Here is a 20,823-nt window from a genome sequence, read left to right on the forward strand (position 1 = left end):
TTTGCCCGCGCCTTTTTTCTATTCCATCTTGAGGACGCTCCAATGAGCCGTGATGCTGTTAAAACCCTTTTCCATCCCTTTGCCGCAGAGATGCTCGACTTGCCGAAAGAGGGCGAGCGCGTTCTGTTTCTGGGAGCGGAAGCCGGCCCGCGGCTAGACGGTTTTAACGCTGACATCGTCTCGGTTCAGAATTTTCGACCGCTTTACCGGGCTCTTCAGGCGCAGAACGCAGAGGTCACGCCGGATATTTCCGGCGAGGACTACGATGCGGCGTTGCTGCTTTGCGGCAAACATCGCGGCGAGAACGAAAACCGCGTCGCTGAAGCGCTCTCTCGCGTCAAGGCGGGTGGGTTGATCGTGGCGGCGGGATCGAAAGAAGACGGCATTCTGACGCTGCGCAAGACGCTGGCAAAGCTTGGCATCGAGGCGGAATCGACGCCGAAGTACCACGGCGTCGCCCTCTGGTTCAAACGGCCGGAAGACGTTGCATCTGCCGTGTCGAAACTCGCGCAACATTCCGTTACGGTTGCTGGCCGTTTCACCGCCATGCCCGGGATGTTCTCGCATGACCGCGTGGACGATGGTTCGGAGCTGCTCGCGTCGCGCCTGCCGACCGACTTCGACGGCAACGCCGCCGATTTCGGCGCAGGCTGGGGTTATCTCTCGGTCATGCTGGCGGAAAAATCGCCGCGCACGGCGCGTATCGATCTTTTCGAAGCGGACTGGAACGCGCTCGAATTCGCCAAGACCAATCTTCTTGAAAACAATCCGCGACTGACGGCGCGCTTCTTCTGGCAGGACCTTGCAAACGAGCCGCCGAAAGAAAAATACGACCTCATCATCATGAACCCGCCTTTCCACGCGGCAGGACAGGCGGCAGAACCCGCTCTCGGTCAGGCCTTTATCAAGACGGCTGCCGGCGCGCTTCGCAACGGTGGAAAGCTGCTGATGGTCGCCAATCGCGGCATGCCCTATGAGCCGGTTCTGGCGGCGGAATTCCGCACCAGCGCCGAGGTATGCCGCAACGCGCGCTTCAAGATCCTGAGCGCCCAGAAGTAAGCAATTCGAGCATCATCAGCTCAACAGCCATGCCCACAGCGACACGGAAAGAACACCGGTCGCCGTGGAAATGCTGATGGTGGAGGCCGCAACGCTGTGGCCGATGCCGAAGCGGTTGGCGATCAGCCATGCATTCACCCCTGTCGGCACCGACGAGGTGAGCACGAGGGCAGCGGTCCATTCCCGGCTGAGGTCGAGAGCATGGCCCATGGCCCACACGCAGGCGGGCAGAAGCAGCAGTTTGAAAACCGTCATGGTGACGGCAATCCCCAGATTACCGCGAATGGTGTATTTCGTCAGCGCCATACCGAGCGAGATGAGCGCTGCCGGTCCCGCCATGGACGCGATCTGATCAACCACGGTCTTGAGGATGGGCGTGAGCGTCACGCCTGAAACATTGGTCGAAAGCCCGATGAAAAGTCCGATCACCAGCGGATTTGTGATGAGGTTGCGGCCGACCTGCCTGAAGACAGAAGCCATGCTGCGCTTTTCGCCGCCCACCGCCTTATGCGTGGCGTTCTCCATCAGGATGGTACCGGCAATCATCATGACCGGCAGATGGATGGCCAGCAGAATGGAGAGGGCGACCAGCCCCTCATCCCCGATGGACCGCCCTACGAGCGGCAGGCCGATGAAGATATTGTTGGCAAAGGCCGAGGATATGCCGGCTATGACGGCGATGCGACTATCCTGCTTGAAGATGTACCGCGTGACGATATGCCCAACCGTCCAGGTTACGGCCACGCCGGCGAAATAGGTCAGCCACAGCCGGAAGGGCGATGCGCCATGAAAATTCGCCTCCGCAAGAGTGCGGAAGATCAAAGTCGGCACGGCGATCTTGAACACGAAATCGCTGAGAATCTCACCGGCATCAGCTCTGAACAAGCCGGCCTTGACGGTGAGCCAGCCGATCAGGATAAGAATGAAAATCGGAGCGACGTTCGCGGCAACGGCAGACATGGAGGGAGAGCTTTCGCGGCTTTTGCGGGAGATACTCCGCTTTAGAGCCTTTTCCAAGGGAATGGAATCGCGAAAACGCTGCACCCAGATGTTTCATTCAATACGCGACGTAGCTCCGTCAGGTATTTTTGCAGAAAGCCCCTCAAAACCGGTCACTGGATCAAGTGGCGCTGCGGTCGGTTTTTCGAGTACAGTCTATAATGAAAACCCGCTTGCGGCACTCTAGAAAGGGGCGCACCAAAGGTGGACCAAAAGAAAAAGCGGGGTTTCCCCCGCCTTTTGTCATATCCGTTATACGCCGTCAGTACATCCGTGACGGAGATAACGGGTGAGCCAGAAGACCTCATGTCTTCTATTCTGGTCCGTATTCACGCACCGTTTGCTCTGATCGGAGTGATAGCTTAACCACATTACAGGCACATGACGCGTTTCTGTCTCTGGTGGAGAACCGCATATTTTCCCTTTGGGCTTTTCTTGCCGCCAGAATTGTTTAAGACCGTTCAAAAATGTGCACCCTGCAAACCGGATAGGGCCTATGACGAAATTCGACGTACTGACTGTCGGCAATGCCATCGTCGACATCATTTCCCGTTGTGATGATCGCTTCCTCAATGATAACGCCATCACCAAGGGCGCGATGAACCTCATCGACGCGGAGCGGGCCGAACTGCTCTATTCGCTGATGGGACCCGCGCTCGAGGCCTCCGGCGGAAGTGCGGGCAACACGGCGGCGGGCGTGGCGAATTTCGGTGGCAGGGCGGCTTATTTCGGCAAGGTGGCAGAAGATCAGCTCGGCGAAATCTTCCAACACGATATCCGCGCGCAGGGCGTCTATTTCGAAACGAAGCCGGAAGGCACGTTTCCGCCGACTGCCCGCTCGATGATCTTCGTCACGGAAGACGGTGAGCGCTCTATGAACACCTATCTCGGCGCCTGCGTCGATCTCGGTCCGGAAGATGTAGAAGAAGACGTCGTGGCGAACACGAAGGTCACCTATTTCGAAGGTTACCTGTGGGATCCACCGCGCGCCAAGGATGCCATTCGCGATTGCGCCCGCATTGCGCATGAGAACGGCCGTGAAGTCTCCATGACGCTTTCAGACAGTTTCTGCGTTGGCCGATACCGCGAAGAATTTCTCGACCTGATGCGTTCCGGCACCGTGGACATCGTTTTCGCCAACAAGCAGGAAGCTCTCTCGCTTTATGAAACCGACGATTTCGAGCTGGCGCTGACGAAAATCGCTGCCGATTGCAAGATCGCAGCGGTGACGATGAGCGAAGAAGGTGCCGTTATCCTGCGCGGCACGGAACGCGTGAAGGTAGAAGCCTATCCGGTGTATGACGTGGTCGACACAACGGGTGCCGGCGATCTTTTCGCCGCCGGCTTCCTGTTCGGTTACACGCAGGATCGGTCTCTGGAAGATTGCGGCAAACTCGGCTGCCTTGCTGCTGCCGCCGTCATTCAGCAGGTCGGGCCGCGTCCGATGTCATCGCTCAAGGCGCTGGGCGAGAAAAACGGCCTTATTTAAAGGCCTCGCCGGGATAAGCACCCCAGATTTCACCCTGCGACACCCAGCCTGAGGCCTGACCGGCCTCGGCGCGGCACCAGTCTCCGTTGCATTCACCGATCCTGAAGACGACACCCGGCTCCAGCCGGGCGATGACGGAGGCGCCCGACTGTGCGTCGCGGCGCATGTTCACGTAGACATCCTTGCCCTTGCCGCGCATCCACGGCGCGGCGACGGCCGTGCGCTCGCCGGAGAGCAGCGCCTGGTTAACCCAGCCTTCCGTGCCATCGGCATCGCGGATACGCCGCCAGTTCTCATATTCCTGAATGATTTCAACCGGCATTCCCGATTTCATATACATCCAGGAAACGGCATAATCCGTGCTGGGTCCGATGCGCATGTTGACGCGCTTGGATTTCAGGCTGACAAAACGCGGCAAAGGCAGGCCGCTTGCGCCTTTGGCAGCGCCTTGCGCCATGGCCTCGTTCCCCACACCAAAGAGGCCCAGAGACAATGCAATGCAAACCATAGAAACCACACTGCGCATGCCCATTTCCGTTTCCTGCCTTCTGCAAACCGGATTAAATTCGAGGAGGCTCGTTTCCACACGCCTCAAGCTTCGGCGAGTTTTATTTGTCTTCGCCGGTGGGTCTGGTAGAAACGCCCTGATTGAAAGAAATTATCGCTCTTTCTGGTTAATGACTTCTGAACAAGGCAGCGGCAAACGATGACCCACAAGAAGAGACCGACAGTCTATATCACCCGCAAATTGCCTGACGTCGTCGAAACCAGAATGCGGGAACTCTTCGATGCCGAACTGAATATCGACGATACGCAGCGCCGCGAGGAAGAGCTTGTGGCCGCCATGCAGCGGGTCGACGTTCTGGTGCCGACGGTCACGGACCGCATCACCGCTGCCATGATCGAGAAAGCAGGGCCGCAACTGAAGCTGATCGCCAGCTTCTCAAACGGCATAGACCATGTGGATGTGGACGCGGCCGCCCGAAAGGGCATCACCGTGACCAACACGCCCAATGTGCTGACCGAAGACAGCGCCGATATCACCATGGCGCTGGTGCTGGCCGTGCCGCGCCGTCTGATCGAAGGCACGCGTGTGCTTGCCAATGGCGCCGACGAATGGCTGGGCTGGTCGCCGACCTGGATGCTGGGACGGCGCATTTCCGGCAAACGCATCGGCATTGTCGGCATGGGCCGCATCGGTACGGCAGTTGCGCGGCGCGCCAAGGCTTTCGGCCTCTCCATACACTATCACAACCGCAAGCGCGTCAACCCGGCGACGGAAGCGGAGCTTGAGGCAACCTATTGGGATAGCCTCGACCAGATGCTGGCGCGGGTGGATATTGTTTCCGTCAATTGCCCCTCCACACCTGCGACCTATCACCTGATCTCGGCACGACGGCTCGCGCTGATGCAGCCGACAAGCTACATCGTCAACACGGCGCGCGGCGATATCATCGATGAGGCGGCAATGATCCAGTGCCTGCGCGACGGAAAGATCGCCGGAGCCGGTCTTGATGTCTACGAGAACGAGCCGGCAATCAATCCCAAGCTCATCAAGCTCGCGAGAGAAGGGAAGGTCGTGCTGCTTCCCCATATGGGCTCGGCAACGATCGAGGGACGCATCGAGATGGGTGACAAGGTTATCATCAACATCCGCACGCTTTTCGACGGACACCGACCGCCGAACCGGGTGCTGCCGGGGCGGAACTGAACCGGTTCAGACAAGCCGTGTCTGCTCGTGACGTGGGAGGGAGAAGCAGGCTTTTAAGCGGATCAAAAATTGAGCCGTCTCAGCCGAGGAATTTCGTCATTTCAATCGAAGTCGTGCGGTCGTAACCCGGATGGGCGTTTTCAGCGGTTTTGATGAAACCCCAGGCGGCGAATTTCGCGTGATTGCCGACAAGCTCGATGCGCGTTTCCAGCCGCAGCGCCGGTAACGCCGATTCGCGGGCCAATGCTTCGGCCCGTTCCAGAAGCATTTTGCCGATGCCTTTGCCCTGCGCTTTCAGGGAGACGCACAGCTTGCCGACGTAAAGGCAGGCCGGTGGTTCCTGCCGGCAAAACAGGCAGCCAACAATCTCATCACCATCCAGCGCCACGAAAGCGGTCTCCGCTCTCGCCTTCTCCGCGAGATTTTCGAGCGTCAAACGGTGAGCGGACGATGGTGGGTCGATGACACCGTCCATATAGGCGAAGGACGACATGATAAGGGCAAGCAGCTCCTGCCAGCGCTCGAATTCTTCGCCAATCCTTGTGATCTCGGTCATGTTTTTTTTCCAGCAGGGCGGCGCTTGTAACGCACGGTTTCGAAGCGGGCCGACAGGGCGTCATAGAGAAGCAGGCGGCCGACCAATGGCTCGCCGGCAGCGGTGATCACCTTGATGGCCTCCATGGCCATGATCGTGCCGATCACGCCGGTCAAAGCGCCGACGATGCCCGTTTCCGCGCAATTCGGAATAAGCCCCTGCGGCGGTGGCTCGGGAAACAGATCGCGATACCCCGGCAGCAGATTACCATCGGCACCCGCCTCATAGGGTTTGAGCACCGTTACCGAACCATCGAAACGGCCGACAGCGCCCGTTACCAGCGGCCTTTTAGCAGCCTCTGCGGCATCGGCAGCGGCATAACGTGTGTCGAAATTATCAGAACCGTCGATAAGGAGATCGAAGGATGGCAGATGGGTGTGCGCCCAGACCTGCGAAAAACGCTCCTCAAAAACAAGGGTACGCACATGCGGGTTGAGCCGGGCGATGGCTGCGCGGGCGCTTGCCGTTTTCAGCTCACCGATCGTGCCGGTATCGTGGATCACCTGCCGCTGGAGATTGGAAAGGGAGACCACGTCGTCATCGATCAGGCCAAGCGTGCCAACACCGGCTGCAGCAAGATAATGAAGGACAGGCGCGCCGAGGCCACCAGCCCCGATTACCAGCACCCGCGCGGCCTTCAGACGCTGCTGCCCGGCACCGCCGATTTCCGGCAAGAGAATATGGCGCTTGTAGCGTTCGATTTCGTCCGGGCTCAGCGGGTCCATGTCGCACTCCATTTTTTCGCCGTCATGCCGTGATGCCCCCGTGGGAGACATTGAAGAATTGCGCCCTGTCGCCAAGGGCGGAGAACATTGCCGCATCCGTTCCGGTCATGAAACTCTGACCACCGAGCGCGTGAATGAGATCGAACAGAGCCGCCCGCCTGCCCTCATCCAGATGCGCGGCAATTTCGTCGAGCAGCAGAACCGGCGCATGGCCGGTCATGTTGGCGGTGAGCTGGGCATGCGCAAGCACCAATCCCACCAGCAGCGCCTTCTGTTCTCCAGTCGAGCAACGCTCTGCCTCCATGTTCTTTTCCGCATGGCGCACGAACAGATCGACACGGTGCGGTCCATCAAGCGTGCGGCCTGCCGCCGCGTCTCGATACCGGCCTTCGCGCAGCGTAAGCCTATACTCGTCTTCCAGATCGACAGCCGGCCGGTTGAGCGTGTCGTCCATGAAACCCGAGAGCGCCAGCGCTGCAGAGGGGAAGGCAGCATTGCCGGAACGGCCTTCGATGAGGCTCTTCAAAAGACCCAACATTTCATAGCGCGCGAGCGCCATCGAAATGCCGAGTTCCGCCATCTGCTTCTCAATACCGTCCAGCCAGACCGGATCGAAACGGCCTTCCGAAAGCAGACGGTTGCGGCCGCGCATGGCCTTTTCGAAGTCGCTTGCCCGCCGCCCATGCGCGGGATCGAGCGAGAGCACCAACCGATCGAGAAAACGCCGGCGATCCGAGGATGAACCGGTAAAAAGCCCATCCATGGCAGGCGTCAGCCACAGCACCCGCAGATGATCCGTCAATTCATCGACAGACTTCACCGATGTCCCGTTCAGCCTCAGGCGGCGCGACACTACCTCGCCGTCACCCTCGATCCCGGTTCCGATGGCGACCTCGCCGTCCATGCCGTCGACATCCGCAAAAATCGAAAAACCGGCGGCCTCCGCCCCCACTCGCGTGACATCGGACAGGGTGGCGCGGCGCAGGCCCCTTCCGGGCGACAAAAACGAAACGGCCTCCAGGAGATTGGTCTTGCCGGAACCGTTGTCACCCGTCAGCACCACGTGGCGGTCATCCAGCGCAAGCGACGCCGCCGCATAGTTGCGGAAGTCCGTGAGTTTCAGCCGTAAAAGCGACACCTTATTCGTCATCTGTACGGCCTAAAACGAACATAGCTGGATAGCAAGGTGGGGAATGCGTCGTCCGCATTGAACATAATGCAACCACACCGCAATCCAGTCTCCAGTAGCAACTTTTTGAGCGGCCGGTTATTTATGCGTGGTCCCTCATTATCGGTAACCCCATCCATGCGCCTGATTTTTTCGCTCCTCCTCGCTCTCAGCCTTCTTTCATCCTGCGCGGGCAGGCCGGGGGCGGATGTGTTGCAGGCCATAAACACCAAGACCACCGATACGAAAATCGTGACAGCCTATGTGGCGAGCACGCGGGAGAAAAACAACGAGGCCAAAAAGGGCTTTAGCGCTGGGCGGGCGGCTGAGCTGAATTATGCGCGCTTCGACATTTCCATTCCTCCCAGCCATAAAAGCGGAAATATCGAATGGTCCAAAGGTAAGCCGAACCCGAGCAAGGATTTTGTCGTCACCAAAGCCGATATGCTGACGAAAACGCGTTTCAATTCCGATCTTGGCGACGTCACCCGCTCCGGCAAGCAGATTGCGCTTTTTGTGCATGGCTATAATTACAGCTATCAGGAAGCCTTGTTCCGTGCGGCACAAATGGCAGCCGATGCCAATATGGATGGTGTGCCGCTGGTCTTTTCCTGGCCGTCCCAGGCGAGCGTCACCGGTTACGTGGCCGACAAGGAATCAGCGACCTATTCGCGAGACGCGCTGGCCACGGTGCTGACCGACCTTACCAGGCAAACACCGAAAAAAAGCATTGTCGTGTTCGGTCACAGCATGGGCGGCTGGCTGGTCATGGAAGCGCTGCGACAATTGCGCTTCGAAGGCAGGAACGATGTGCTCTCCAAACTACAGGTAGTGCTGGCCGCGCCGGATATCGACGCCGATGTTTTCCGCAAGCAGATCGAGGTGGTGGGAAGGCTCAATCCGCCGCTCACCATTCTCGTCTCCAAGGACGACCGCGCCCTGAAGGCTTCCTCCATCCTGGGGGCCGACGTCACCCGCATAGGCGCGCTGGATGTGACCGATCCTCAAGTGCAGGAAGCCGCCCTGAAAGAGGGCGTTCAGTTCGTTGACATCTCCAAGCTCAAGGCATCGGATCCGCTCAACCACGACCGCTATGCGGCACTCGCGTCGCTGGTGCCACAACTGGAGGCGAGCCGGAACGGCAACGGCGAAAACGGCATAGGCCGCGCGGGTGCCTTTGTGTTCGATGCTATCGGGGCAACAGTATCCAGCCCCTTCCGGCTTGCGAGCCAGGTCGTGAACCCGCAATAACTTTTGCGGGTTCTTGGCGACAACCGGTTCAGAAATCCCAGTCTTCGTCTTCTGTGGCGACCGCCTTGCCGATGACATAAGAAGAGCCGGAGCCGGAGAAGAAGTCGTGGTTCTCGTCGGCATTGGGAGACAGCGCCGAGAGGATCGCAGGATTGACCCGGCAAGCCTCGGGCGGAAACAGCGCCTCGTAACCCAGATTCATCAAGGCCTTGTTGGCGTTGTAATGCAGGAACTGCTTGACGTCCTCCGTCAGGCCAACGCCGTCATAGAGGTCTTGGGTATATTTGGCCTCGTTGTCGTAAAGCTCGAGCAAAAGATCGAAGGCGAAATCCTTGATCTCCTGTTTTTCCGCTTCGCCCAGACGTTCGAGCGCGCGCTGGAACTTGTAGCCGATGTAATAGCCATGCACGGCCTCATCGCGAATGATGAGACGGATCAAATCGGCCGTGTTGGTAAGCTTGGCGCGACTTGACCAGAACATTGGCAGGTAGAAGCCGGAATAGAACAGGAAGCTCTCCAGAAACACGCTGGCGACCTTCATTTTCAACGGATTTCCGCTATCATATTCGCGCATGATGAGCGCGGATTTGCGTTGCAGGAATTCGTTCTCCTCCGACCAGCGATAGGCGTCATCGACGTCAGGCGTGGAGCAGAGCGTCGAGAAGATCGAGGAATAGGAGCGGGCGTGGACCGCCTCCATGAAGGAGATGTTGGAAAGCACCGCCTCCTCGTGCGGCGTCGCCGAATCCGCCATCAGGCGCACGGAACCGACGCCGTTCTGGATCGTGTCCAGCAATGTCAGCCCGGTGAAGACGCGGATCGTCAGGGTCTGCTCTTCCGGCTTCAGCGTTCCCCAGGACGGGATATCGTTGGAGAGCGGCACCTTTTCCGGTAGCCAGAAATTCGATGTCAGGCGATTCCAGACTTCGAGATCCTTGTCATCCTCGATGCGGTTCCAGTTGACCGCGCGAATACGGGACGCGGGTTTTACGGCAATGTTCATTGTCTTGTCCCTCAATTCAGAGCGTGCAGGATACGCAGCCCTGAACCTGCGTGCCTTCCAGCGCCATCTGGCGCAAACGGATGTAGTAGATGGTCTTGATGCCTTTTTTCCAGGCGTAGATCTGCGCCCGGTTGATATCGCGCGTCGTTGCCGTATCGCGGAAGAACAGTGTCAGCGACAGGCCCTGATCGACATGCTGGGTGGCCGCCGCATAGGTATCTATGATCTTTTCCGGACCGATTTCGTAGGCATCCTGATAATATTCGAGATTGTCGTTCGAAAGGTAGGAAGCTGGATAATAAACACGGCCGATCTTGCCTTCCTTGCGAATTTCAATCTTCGAGACGATGGGATGGATCGAGGAGGTCGAGTGGTTGATATAGGAGATCGAGCCTGTGGGCGGCACGGCCTGAAGGTTCTGGTTATAGAGGCCGGTCTCCATGACGGCCTGCTTCAACGCTTTCCAGTCCTCCTGTGTCGGAATGGAAATGCCAGCTTTCTCAAAAAGGTCGCGGACCTTTTCCGTCGCGGGCAGCCATTCCCGGTCGGTATATTTATCGAAGTAGTCGCCCGAGGCATATTTGGAGTTTTCAAAGCCCTTGAAGCTCTGGCCCCTTTCAGTGGCAAGGCGATTGCTGGCGCGGATGGCGTGATAGGTCACCGTGTAGAAATAGATATTGGTGAAATCGATGCCCTCTTCGGAGCCGTAGAAGATGCGCTCGCGCGCCAGATAGCCATGCAGGTTCATCTGACCAAGCCCGATGGCGTGGCTCGCATCATTGCCCTTTTCCACGGAAGGGACAGACGAGATGTGGCTCATGTCAGAAACGGCCGTCAGCGCCCGGATGGAGGTTTCGATCGTCTTGCCGAAATCAGCCGAATCCATTGCTGAAGCAATGTTGAGCGAGCCGAGATTGCAGGAAATATCCTTGCCCATATGGCTGTAAGAGAGATCGTCGTTGAACTCGCTCGCCTCGCTGACCTGTAGGATTTCCGAGCAAAGATTGCTCATGCTGATACGGCCGGCGATCGGATTGGCGCGGTTCACCGTATCCTCGAACATGATATAGGGATAACCGCTTTCGAACTGGATTTCTGCGATGACTTGGAAGAACTCGCGTGCCTTTATCTTCTTCTTGCGGATGCGGCTGTCGGCGACCATTTCCTGATATTTTTCGCTGACGGAAATCTCGGTAAACGGCACGCCATAGACCCGCTCAACATCATACGGCGAGAACAGGTACATATCCTCGTTGTTTCTCGCGAGTTCGAAGGTGATATCAGGGATCACCACGCCGAGCGAAAGGGTTTTGATGCGGATTTTTTCGTCGGCGTTTTCGCGCTTGGTATCGAGGAAACGCATGATGTCCGGGTGATGGGCATGCAGATAGACCGCGCCAGCGCCCTGGCGCGCGCCAAGCTGGTTGGCGTAGGAGAACGAATCTTCCAGCAGCTTCATGACAGGAATGACGCCAGAGGACTGGTTTTCGATCTGTTTGATCGGCGCGCCGGCTTCGCGAATATTGGTCAGGGACAGTGCTACGCCACCGCCACGCTTGGAAAGCTGCAATGCTGAATTGATGGACCGGCCGATGCTTTCCATATTGTCTTCCACACGCAGCAGAAAACACGAAACCAGCTCACCGCGGCTTTTCTTGCCAGCGTTGAGAAAGGTCGGGGTTGCCGGCTGGAAGCGGCCGGAAATGATTTCATCCATCAGATCGCGGGCAAGCTGCTCGTCGCCACGCGCCAGAGCCAACGCCACCATGCAGACGCGGTCCTCATAACGCTCCAGGTAACGCTTTCCGTCGAAGGTCTTCAGCGTATAGGACGTATAATATTTGAAGGCGCCGAGAAATGTCGGAAAACGGAACTTTCTGGCATAGGCCTCGTCGTAGAGGTCACGGACGAAATTGAAGGAATACTGGTCCAGCACCTCCTGTTCGTAATATCCCTCGGTCACGAGATAATCGAGCTTTTCCCTGAGATTATGGAAAAACACCGTGTTCTGGTTGACGTGCTGAAGGAAATATTGCCGTGCCGCAAGGCGGTCCTTGTCGAGCTGAATCTTCCCGTTTTCATCGTAGAGGTTCAGCATCGCGTTCAGCGCGTGATAGTCCAGTCCCGCGTCCAGGTGTTTCTGCGCAGCGGTTACTTGTTGTTTGGCATCCGTGTTGCGCACCGCGCTCGAGGTCAGCGTGTCCAAAATCGTTCCAATCCATGATTGACGTTGGCGACATCTTCCTCCGTGCCGAGAAGCTCGAAGCGGTAGAGAAACGGCACCGCGCATTTACGCGACACGATATCTCCGGCGGATGCGAAAGCTGCGCCAAAATTCGTATTTCCCGCCGCGATGACGCCGCGAATGAGATTTCGGTTTGAGGGCTCGTTCAAAAACCGGATAACCGGTTTCGGTACCGCTCCTTTCATGCCGCCGCCCCCATAGGTGGGGGTGACGAGAACATAGGGCTCCGACACGTGAGGAACGTCTTCCTCGGCGCCGAGCGGCAGGCGAAGCAATCGTCGCCCCAGTTTTTGAAGGAAGCGATGAGTGTTCTCAGACCGGCTGGAATAATAGACGATCAGCCCCATCGCATCGCCTCCTCAGCTGATCGAGCCAATCATGTCCGGACGGAAACCCGCCCAATGGCGTTCGCCGGCAACGACCACGGGAACCTGCATGTAACCAAGGCCGCGAACGCGATCGAGGGCATCCGCGTCTTCTGAGATATCGACGATCTCGTAGCTGACACCGATGCGGTCAAGCGCACGATAGGTGGCAGTGCACTGAACGCAGGCGGGTTTGCTGTAAACGGTGACGGTCATTGTTTCCTCTTTCGAAGCCGCCTTTACGCACGGCTCAACATTGCCCGCCTGCAATCACAAGCGGGTGGCGATGGTTCTGTCATTCTGGCGAGGCGCGGCTCAGGCCGCGTAAGATCGCTGTCTACGCCGACGAGCGTAGAAACTCATAAAAATGCACTGGCATGACTTCACCCCGAAGCTTGTTCTGGAGGGGGCAGAAAAGGGCGCACGCAATTCATTTGCGTCATACACCTTCCTTCCGGACACCCCGCCCGTGGACGTTTTCGCTCAAGGCAGGTCTCCTGACTTGCGGGTCAAAACATCCATTCCCACCTTCCCGGAGCTTTTAGCGCCAGTGGCTCAAATCGGAACGATGCTCACCGCTTACAGTTGCGGGGGCAGTTTCGGCATTGCTTCACCATAATGGTGTTGCGCACCGAATTCCCGTCTTAGCTCCCGACGCTTGCGAATCGAAAGAACCTTGAACACCACATATAGTATATGATGAATTTTTTTCGTCAATAATTAGACATGCGAAAGCCCCACCCTGTGGATCAAAAAGATTCAACACATGGTCAACAAAGGCTTAACGGTGAATGCTCGATGCCGCCTACGGACGGAAGCGGCGGGTTATTCCCAGATATCGATGCGAATATCGGCGGGGCGGGAGTTCTCAATCACCCGCTTTCCGTTGGGAAGATCATTTTCGAACAGTTTGGCGTGAATCTCGGTCGCATCGAGACCATAGCCCTGCCATCTATCCCGCAGGCGTTCCTCGAGCACCGCAACGGATGGGCCTACGAAGACGGTAAGATCGAAGCTGCCGGAAAGCTTCGTCCACGGCGCCTCGTTCAACAGCAGATAGTTGCCTTCGGCAAGAATGAAGCGTGTTTCTGGCGCGATGGCGCGAGCGGAGGCAATGGCAATTTCGCGGGAGCGGTCAAAAACCGGGACAAGAACTTCCTGCCCGCCCTGACGAACTGCGGAGACGATATCAAGAAAGCCGCGCACGTCGAAGGTCTCCGGTGCGCCTTTTCGCGGCAAGAGCCCCCGTTCTTCGAGAATACCGTTATCCATATGGAAGCCGTCCATGGGCAGGACAGCCGCAGCCTCGCCGCGCGCCACGAGGGCACCGCACAGGGCATCCGCCAGCGTGGATTTGCCGGCCCCAGGGGGACCGGCAATGGCAATGATAAAACGAGATTTATCCTCAGCCCGCCGAAGAACGTCTTCGACGATCGTTTCAAGCTTCAACGTCATGCGGCCAGCGTTTCCTTTGGCGCTTCCTTGGCGCCCGTCATGAAGGCGACGGCGTCGGACATGGTATAGTCCTTCGGATTGATGACGCACAAACGCTTGCCCAGCCGATGAATATGAATCCGGTCAGCAACCTCGAAAACATGCGGCATGTTGTGCGAGATGAGAACGATCGGTAGCCCTCGCGCGCGTACATCCAGAATAAGCTCGAGAACGCGGCGGCTTTCCTTGACGCCGAGCGCCGCTGTCGGTTCGTCAAGGATGACGACCTTGGAGCCGAAGGCGGCTGCACGCGCCACCGCAACACCCTGGCGCTGGCCGCCGGAGAGGGTTTCCACCGCCTGATTGATGTTCTGGATCGTCATCAGGCCGAGTTCAGAGAGTTTCTCACGGGCAAACTTTTCCATCGCCGGACGGTCCAGTGCCCTGAACAGGCTTCCCTGAATACCGGGTTTGCGGATTTCACGGCCGAGAAACATATTGTCGGCTATGGACAATGCGGGAGACAGCGCAAGGTTCTGATAAACGGTTTCGATACCAGCCTTGCGCGCCTCGATCGGCGAGCGGAACTGTACCGGCTTGCCTTCAAGCCTGATCTCCCCTTCATCGGGTGTCACCGCACCGGAAATCGCCTTGATGAGAGAGGATTTTCCAGCACCGTTATCACCGATGACGGCGAGGATTTCGCCCGGATAAAGGTCAAAATCGGCATTGTCGAGCGCAGTCACACGACCGTAGCGTTTAACGAGATTGCGTGCTGTGAGGATAGGTTCTTTTGCCATCAGCCTGCTACCTTTCTGATCCACTGGTCGATTGCGACAGCCAAGATGATAAGGACGCCGATCAACAGATAGGTCCATTGTGGGTCTGTTCCGATAAGTCGCAGGCCGAGAGAGAAGACACCGACGATCAGCGCGCCGAAGATCATGCCCATGATCGAGCCGCGTCCGCCAAACAGCGATATGCCGCCGATGACCACTGCGGTGATGGATTCGATGTTGGCGAACTGACCGGCGGTCGGCGATACCGAGCCGATGCGGCCGATGAGAGCCCAGCCCGCGAAGGCGCAGATAAGCCCGGAAAGTGTGTAGACGGTCGTCAGCATGCGCTTGACGTTAACGCCGGCAAGTTCGGCTGCGTCAGGATCATCACCCACTGCATAGAGATGTCGACCCCAGGCGGTGCGGTTCAGCACATACCAGAGCAGGGCAACCAGCAGAACCATCGCAATGACGCCATAGGTGAAGACGGCGCTGCCGATGCGGATATTGTTGCCGAAAAACTGGAGAATGGGCGCCTGTTGGACGATATCCTGTGAGCGGATCGTTTCGTTGGCCGAATAGAGGAAATTGGTGGCCAGCACGATCTGCCACATGCCCAGTGTAACGATGAAGGGCGGAAGCCGCATGCGCGAAACCAGCACGCCATTGATAAAGCCACAAAATGCGCCGACTGCGAGACCGCAGACAATCGAGAGTTCGGCAGGCAAACCATAGCGGAACGTAAACTGTCCCATGACGACGGAGGACAGAACCATGATCGCACCGACCGAAAGATCGATACCTGCTGTCAGAATGACCAGCGACTGTGCCGCGCCGACGATGCCGACGATTGCCACCTGCTGAAGGATAAGGGTCAGCGAAAAGGCCGAGAAAAACTTACCGCCCAGGGTCATGCCGAAGACAGCCAGCGACAACACCAGAACGATCAGCGGTACGGCCGCCGGGCTGGAATGCAGAAAGTGCTGGAATTTTTCAAGCAAACTCTTGTTGTGCGTATCGAAAGCAGCGACCTGGGTCGAACTTCCCGACAGCACTTTTTCAAATTCATTATGCGGTTGAGCCCGCACTGGCTGATCGCTCATGGATTTTCCTCCCGATCGCTCCATCGCATCAGCCCCGAACCCGGGATTATTTTCCAGAGGGGACAATGCGTAGATTCAAACTGTTGAGAAGCGTGCCTCAGTTACGTCCACGGACGTCGAGCGCGCTCGTTTGTTCCTGTCCGATCACCCAGATCGTTCTTTTTAACCATTCCGGTTCAAGGGCGGGGGCAAATTGCCCCCGCTGATTTCAACGGTAAAGTATTAGCCCCAGCACTTCTTCAGGCCTTCCTTGGTGTCGATCGAATCGAGACCCTTGACCGGCTTGTCGGTTACCAGCGTTACGCCGGTGTCGAAGAAGTTCTTGCCTGCGGTCGGCTTCGGCTTTTCACCGGTGTCGGCAAACTTCTTGACGGCTTCCACGCCGAGTGCCGCCATCAGCAGCGGGTATTGCTGAGACGTTGCGCCGATCACGCCTTCCGCAACGTTCTTGACACCAGGGCAACCGCCGTCGACGGAAACGATCAGAACATCCTTTTCGCGGCCAACGGCTTTCAGCGCTTCGTAAGCACCGGCAGCTGCAGGTTCGTTGATGGTGTGAACGACGTTGATGGTCGGATCCTTCTGCAGCAGATTTTCCATCGCAGAGCGGCCGCCTTCTTCGTTACCGTTGGTAACATCATGACCAACGATACGCTTGTCGTCTTCATCACCAATCTTGTTGATGTCCTTCACGTCGATGCCGAAGCCCTTCATGAAGCCTTGGTTGCGCAAAACATCAACGGTTGGCTGGGAAGGCGTGAGGTTGAGGAAGGCGATTTTCGCGTCCTTGGCCTTGTCGCCGAGGGTGCCGGCAGCCCATTTGCCGATCAGCTCGCCGGCCAGAAGATTGTCGGTAGCGAAAGTGGAGTCAGCGGCATCAACGGGTTCGAGAGGTGTATCGAGGGCAATGACCAGAAGACCGGCATCGCGCGCCTTCTGCACGGCCGGAACGATGCCCTTGGTGTCCGATGCGGTAATCAGGATACCCTTGGAGCCATCGGCAATGCATGTCTCGATCGCGGCAACCTGGCTTTCGGAATCGCCATCGATCTTGCCGGCATAGGACTTCAGCGTCACGCCAAGTTCTTTAGCCTTGGCGGTTGCGCCTTCCTTCATCTTGACGAAAAAGGGATTGGTGTCGGTTTTGGTAATCAGGCAAACCGAAGTATCGGCGGCGGACGCGACGGACGCGAAAGAAACGCCGAGCGCAAGCGCGCCCAGAAGAGCGGAAACAGTCGTCTTCATTGTAATCCTCCCATTGAATGTTTGAGTACCGTGACGGTTACCCGACGATCTCGTCTCCTCCGAGAACAGCGACCGTTGACACAGATGGAACCACCAAAGGAAACGGCTGTCAATAAATAAATCCGATTGAATTATTAATTCCGTATGGCATTCTAACAAGCGGCAGGGAGGAATATCGCGGCGTCGTTTAACGTTGCGATAGCAAGATTGCCATAAAGCCTGCATGTATTGGTCGCGGCGGATATGGCGGGCGGGAGGATGAAACTATGAGACAATCTGTCGAGACGGCGCCGCCCGCGCCGTCCACCAACATGGATATGAGCGGCGGCGCCAACCAGATCGGGGTGCGTGCCTATAACGAGCGGCTTGTGCTGTCGCTGGTTCGCCGCCACGGCGGCTTGTCGAAAGCCGAAATATCCAGGCTTTGCGGTCTCTCGGCGCAGACCGTCTCGGTCATCATGCGCTCGCTCGAAAGTGACGGTCTTCTTATTCGTGGCGAAAGACTGCGCGGCAAAGTCGGGCAGCCTTCGACGCCGATGCGCCTCAATCCCGATGCCGTCTTCTCGTTTGGCGTGAAAATCGGCCGTCGCAGCGTCGATCTGGTGCTGATGGATTTCGTCGGCCGGATCAAGCTGAAGCTCCGCAGAACTTACCCTTATCCTATGCCGGAATGGATTTTGCCATTCGTCATCGAGGGTATCACGGAACTCGAGTCCAAGCTCTCTCCGGCCGAACGGCAAAAAATTGCCGGTGTCGGCATTGCCGCACCGTTCGAATTGTGGAACTGGGCGCAGGAGGTGGGCGCCCCGCAGAATGAGATGGAGCGCTGGCGCGACGTCGATATCCGTGCCGAAATTGCGGATGGCGTCAGCTATCCGGTTTTCCTGCAGAACGATGCGACCAGTGCCTGCGGTGCAGAACTGGTTTTTGGTGCAGGCCAGAACTACCCCGATTTTCTCTATATCTTCATCGGATCCTTCATCGGTGGCGGTGTCGTTTTAAATTCCGCACTGTTTTCCGGAAAGACGGGCACCGCCGGTGCAATCGGGCCCCTTCCGGTTCAGGGGCAGGACGGCAACACGGTCCAGCTTCTGAAAATCGCCTCCATCTTCGTTCTGGAAAACATGTTGCGCGAACGCGGCATCGATCCACGTCCCCTGTGGTTCTCGCCGGATGAATGGATCGATTTCGGCGAGCCGCTGGAAAGCTGGATCGGAAAAACGGCCGCGGCCCTTGCGCAAGCCGTCATCGCTGCAGCCTCCATCATCGATTTTTCCAGCGTCATCATCGATGGCGGTTTTCCGGATTGGGTCAGAGCAAGAATAGTCTCCGCCACCCGCCTTGCCCTCAAACATCACGATCTTCAGGGTGTTACGCTGCCGGAGATCATCGAGGGAGCGGTCGGCAGCCAGGCCCGGGCTATCGGGGGAGCGAGCCTGCCCCTGTTTTCCCGTTATCTCATCGACCAGAATGTTCTGTTCAAGGACACCACAGGCTGAGGTTTCAGGCCCTGCCGAAATTTCCTGGTGGGACTCTTTGCCGGATTCAAATGGTCACTCGCTGGCGGCATGTTCCACGATCGCTGCCAGAAAAGCAGGGCCGTATCGTTCCAGCTTTGTGTCTCCCACTCCAGGTATCTGCGCCATTTCTCCCACAGAGGCCGGTCTTGCTGCCGCAAGCTCAATGAGTGTCTTGTCTTGGAAAATCACATAGGGCGGAACGTTCTGCGCGCGGGCAATTTCCATGCGCTTCGCACGCAGCGCCTCAAAGAGACTGCGATCGGCATCCGGTAGAACAATGGCGGTGGGCTTGCGATTCGTCTGTTGTCGCGCCGAACGGGGAGCGGACGGTATCCTCAACATCAGGGACGGCTTTTCGCGCAGGAACCGCCTCCCTTCTTCGGAAATGGACAATCCCCCGTGACCGGCCAGATCAACCTCGATCAGGCGCAGCGCAACCATCTGGCGCAGGATGGCCCGCCAGGTGCGATTGTCGTGCTCTTTGCCGATGCCGTAGGTGGTGATCCGATCGTGACCAAAGCTCGATATCCGTTCATCTTCCATGCCCAGCAATACGCGGATGACATAGGCCTGGCCGAAACGTTCTCCCGTGCGGTAAATGCAGGACAGCAACTTCTGCGCGGCAATGGCACCATCAAACAGGTCCGGCGGTTCCGCACAGGTGTCGCAATTGCCGCAGGGCTCGCAATGATCGCCGAAATAAGACAAAAGCACCCGCCGACGGCAACCGGCTGTTTCCGCGAGGCCAAGCAACGCATCGAGCTTCCGGCGCTCCATGTTTTTGCGCTGGTCGCCCGCATCCGACTCTTCGATAAAGCGGTTGCGCAATGCGATGTCTTCATAACCGTAAAGCATAAGCACGTCGGACGGCAGACCATCACGGCCAGCACGGCCGGTTTCCTGATAATAGGCTTCGATGCTGCTGGGCAGATCGATATGCACGACGAAGCGCAAATCCGGTTTGTCGATGCCCATGCCGAAAGCCACGGTTGCAACCATGATGACCGCTTCACCATGCTGGAAGTGGGTCTGGTTCGCCTCGCGGGCGCCCTTGTCCATGCCGGCGTGATAGGGCAGCGCATCGCGCCCCTCCTCACGCAGCCAGGCTGCCGTCTCATCGACCTTGCGTTTGGAAAGGCAATAGACGATGCCGCTTTCGTCTTCGCGACCCGTCAGGAAGCGCTTCAGCTGCGTACGTGGATTATCCTTTTCCATGATCGCATAGCGGATATTTGGCCGATCGAATCCGGCTATGAAGGCGTCGCTTCCGTTGATCCCGAGATGACCCAGAATTTCGGCGCGGGTTGGCTCGTCAGCAGTCGCCGTCAGCGCCATACGTGGCGTCTCCGGAAAGCGCTCGATCAACGTGTCTAGCTGGCGGTAAGGGGGACGGAAATCGTGCCCCCACTGCGACAGGCAATGAGCTTCGTCGATCGCGATCAGCGACAGGCTGATAGGTTGAAGCGCATCCAGAACATCCGGCTTAAGAAGGGTCTCCGGCGCGGCATAGAGAATATCGACCTTGCCAGCCCGCATATCCTGCCAGAGTAGCCGCCGCTCTTCTGGGGAAAGATCGGAGTTGAGAGCTTCTGCCCGCACACCTGCCTGACGCAAGGCGGCGACCTGATCAACCATCAGCGCGATCAGGGGCGAAACAACCAGCCCCATTCCCTTACGGGCGAGCGCCGGAATCTGGTAACAAAGCGACTTACCGCCCCCTGTTGGCATCAATACAAAAGCATTGTTGCCTGCCATCACATGCCGGATGATTTCGGCCTGCTGTCCACGAAACGTATCGTAGCCATAGACGGTCTTGAGAATCTGCAAGGGGTCGGTGATCACGTTGGCTTTCTTATGAGCTGGACGGTTTACGCATCATGGCAAAATCAGGGGCTATCGCAACGCAGAAAAGCTGAATCAGTCGCAAAGAAAAGAGCGCCAATTGTGGACGATGCGAACTTATATAGGTTTGGATGTTATTTGAGGTATTTCGCAAAAGAAAACCCCGCAGCTTAAGCTACGGGGTTTTTGGAATATTGGTTGCGGGGGCAGGATTTGAACCTGCGGCCTTCAGGTTATGAGCCTGACGAGCTACCGGGCTGCTCCACCCCGCGTTACCAGCGTAAATCCCT

Annotated in this window: 19 protein-coding genes, 1 tRNA gene and 1 riboswitch; of the genes, 5 read left to right on the top strand and 15 right to left on the bottom strand. The window is 57.6% G+C overall.

The window, feature by feature from the left end; translation table 11 throughout:
• The first annotated feature begins 42 nt into the window (after window positions 1–42).
• A complete protein-coding gene (locus ACQZ6D_RS17245; protein ID WP_003514275.1) occupies window positions 43–1,059 on the top strand; it encodes a class I SAM-dependent methyltransferase in 1,017 nt (338 codons plus the stop codon).
• A gap of 15 nt (window positions 1,060–1,074) precedes the next feature.
• Here ACQZ6D_RS17245 and ACQZ6D_RS17250 read toward each other — a convergent pair whose 3' ends face one another.
• Window positions 1,075–2,019 (bottom strand): AEC family transporter, encoded by a 945-nt coding sequence (locus ACQZ6D_RS17250; protein ID WP_323572105.1) that lies wholly within the window; start codon window positions 2,017–2,019, stop codon window positions 1,075–1,077.
• Between the two features lie 535 nt (window positions 2,020–2,554).
• On the opposite strand from ACQZ6D_RS17250, the gene ACQZ6D_RS17255 reads away from it, so the two are divergent.
• Complete coding sequence (locus ACQZ6D_RS17255; protein ID WP_003514270.1) at window positions 2,555–3,547, top strand: adenosine kinase; 993 nt, start codon at window positions 2,555–2,557, stop codon at window positions 3,545–3,547.
• On the opposite strand, the gene ACQZ6D_RS17260 is transcribed toward ACQZ6D_RS17255, so the two are convergent.
• Window positions 3,540–4,073: an SH3 domain-containing protein gene (locus ACQZ6D_RS17260; protein WP_448729842.1), complete on the bottom strand. Its 534-nt coding sequence runs from the start codon at window positions 4,071–4,073 to the stop codon at window positions 3,540–3,542. The genes ACQZ6D_RS17255 and ACQZ6D_RS17260 overlap by 8 nt on opposite strands.
• Window positions 4,074–4,253: 180 nt before the next feature.
• Between ACQZ6D_RS17260 and ACQZ6D_RS17265 the strand changes: the two genes are divergently transcribed.
• Entirely contained in the window at window positions 4,254–5,258 is a 1,005-nt protein-coding gene (locus ACQZ6D_RS17265) for a 2-hydroxyacid dehydrogenase (RefSeq protein WP_003514267.1), read from the top strand.
• 79 nt (window positions 5,259–5,337) lie between these two features.
• Here ACQZ6D_RS17265 and ACQZ6D_RS17270 read toward each other — a convergent pair whose 3' ends face one another.
• The 3 genes from ACQZ6D_RS17270 to recF are packed head-to-tail and all read right to left on the bottom strand — an operon-like array spanning window position 5,338 to window position 7,728.
• A complete protein-coding gene (locus tag ACQZ6D_RS17270; RefSeq protein ID WP_025592009.1) occupies window positions 5,338–5,814 on the bottom strand; it encodes a GNAT family N-acetyltransferase in 477 nt (158 codons plus the stop codon).
• The gene (locus ACQZ6D_RS17275) at window positions 5,811–6,578 is read right to left on the bottom strand and encodes a molybdopterin-synthase adenylyltransferase MoeB (RefSeq protein ID WP_019564570.1); all 768 of its coding nucleotides are present in this window, start codon (window positions 6,576–6,578) and stop codon (window positions 5,811–5,813) included. Before ACQZ6D_RS17275 ends, ACQZ6D_RS17270 begins: the two co-directional genes overlap by 4 nt.
• Before the next feature lie 22 nt (window positions 6,579–6,600).
• A complete protein-coding gene (gene recF, locus ACQZ6D_RS17280) occupies window positions 6,601–7,728 on the bottom strand; it encodes a DNA replication/repair protein RecF (protein WP_013635217.1) in 1,128 nt (375 codons plus the stop codon).
• Window positions 7,729–7,884: 156 nt separating this feature from the next.
• Between recF and ACQZ6D_RS17285 the strand changes: the two genes are divergently transcribed.
• On the top strand, window positions 7,885–8,997 hold the full coding sequence (locus ACQZ6D_RS17285) for an alpha/beta hydrolase (protein WP_003514263.1): 1,113 nt from the start codon (window positions 7,885–7,887) through the stop codon (window positions 8,995–8,997).
• Between the two features lie 28 nt (window positions 8,998–9,025).
• Here the strand turns inward: ACQZ6D_RS17285 and nrdF are convergent, their stop codons facing one another.
• The 8 genes from nrdF to ACQZ6D_RS17325 all read right to left on the bottom strand — a co-directional run bounded on the left by nrdF (window position 9,026) and on the right by ACQZ6D_RS17325 (window position 17,171).
• Window positions 9,026–10,000 carry a class 1b ribonucleoside-diphosphate reductase subunit beta gene (gene nrdF, locus ACQZ6D_RS17290; RefSeq protein ID WP_003514262.1) on the bottom strand — a complete coding sequence of 325 codons (975 nt, stop codon included), beginning with the start codon at window positions 9,998–10,000 and terminating at the stop codon, window positions 9,026–9,028.
• Between the two features lie 16 nt (window positions 10,001–10,016).
• A complete protein-coding gene (gene nrdE / locus ACQZ6D_RS17295; protein ID WP_075807520.1) occupies window positions 10,017–12,206 on the bottom strand; it encodes a class 1b ribonucleoside-diphosphate reductase subunit alpha in 2,190 nt (729 codons plus the stop codon).
• A complete protein-coding gene (nrdI, locus tag ACQZ6D_RS17300; RefSeq protein WP_003514252.1) occupies window positions 12,194–12,592 on the bottom strand; it encodes a class Ib ribonucleoside-diphosphate reductase assembly flavoprotein NrdI in 399 nt (132 codons plus the stop codon). Before nrdI ends, nrdE begins: the two co-directional genes overlap by 13 nt.
• 12 nt (window positions 12,593–12,604) lie before the next feature.
• Window positions 12,605–12,826 carry a glutaredoxin-like protein NrdH gene (gene nrdH / locus ACQZ6D_RS17305; RefSeq protein ID WP_013635213.1) on the bottom strand — a complete coding sequence of 74 codons (222 nt, stop codon included), beginning with the start codon at window positions 12,824–12,826 and terminating at the stop codon, window positions 12,605–12,607.
• Between the two features lie 254 nt (window positions 12,827–13,080).
• A riboswitch (cobalamin riboswitch) is annotated at window positions 13,081–13,304 on the bottom strand.
• A 131-nt stretch (window positions 13,305–13,435) separates the two neighbouring features.
• Complete coding sequence (locus ACQZ6D_RS17310; protein WP_065659734.1) at window positions 13,436–14,065, bottom strand: nucleoside triphosphate hydrolase; 630 nt, start codon at window positions 14,063–14,065, stop codon at window positions 13,436–13,438.
• Entirely contained in the window at window positions 14,062–14,844 is a 783-nt protein-coding gene (locus tag ACQZ6D_RS17315; RefSeq protein WP_013635211.1) for an ATP-binding cassette domain-containing protein, read from the bottom strand. The genes ACQZ6D_RS17310 and ACQZ6D_RS17315 overlap by 4 nt, the downstream gene beginning before the upstream one ends.
• The gene (locus tag ACQZ6D_RS17320; RefSeq protein WP_065703576.1) at window positions 14,844–15,926 is read right to left on the bottom strand and encodes an ABC transporter permease; all 1,083 of its coding nucleotides are present in this window, start codon (window positions 15,924–15,926) and stop codon (window positions 14,844–14,846) included. Before ACQZ6D_RS17320 ends, ACQZ6D_RS17315 begins: the two co-directional genes overlap by 1 nt.
• A 222-nt stretch (window positions 15,927–16,148) precedes the next feature.
• A complete protein-coding gene (locus tag ACQZ6D_RS17325; RefSeq protein ID WP_003514241.1) occupies window positions 16,149–17,171 on the bottom strand; it encodes a sugar ABC transporter substrate-binding protein in 1,023 nt (340 codons plus the stop codon).
• A 266-nt stretch (window positions 17,172–17,437) separates the two neighbouring features.
• Between ACQZ6D_RS17325 and ACQZ6D_RS17330 the strand changes: the two genes are divergently transcribed.
• Window positions 17,438–18,670 (top strand): ROK family transcriptional regulator, encoded by a 1,233-nt coding sequence (locus ACQZ6D_RS17330; RefSeq protein WP_013635209.1) that lies wholly within the window; start codon window positions 17,438–17,440, stop codon window positions 18,668–18,670.
• A 54-nt stretch (window positions 18,671–18,724) separates the two neighbouring features.
• Here the strand turns inward: ACQZ6D_RS17330 and recQ are convergent, their stop codons facing one another.
• Entirely contained in the window at window positions 18,725–20,533 is a 1,809-nt protein-coding gene (recQ, locus tag ACQZ6D_RS17335) for a DNA helicase RecQ (RefSeq protein ID WP_448729843.1), read from the bottom strand.
• Between the two features lie 195 nt (window positions 20,534–20,728).
• Window positions 20,729–20,805 (bottom strand) — tRNA-Met (locus tag ACQZ6D_RS17340).
• Between the last annotated feature and the right edge of the window lie 18 nt (window positions 20,806–20,823).

The sequence above is a fragment of the Agrobacterium sp. 22-3639C2 genome, assembly GCF_053522105.1.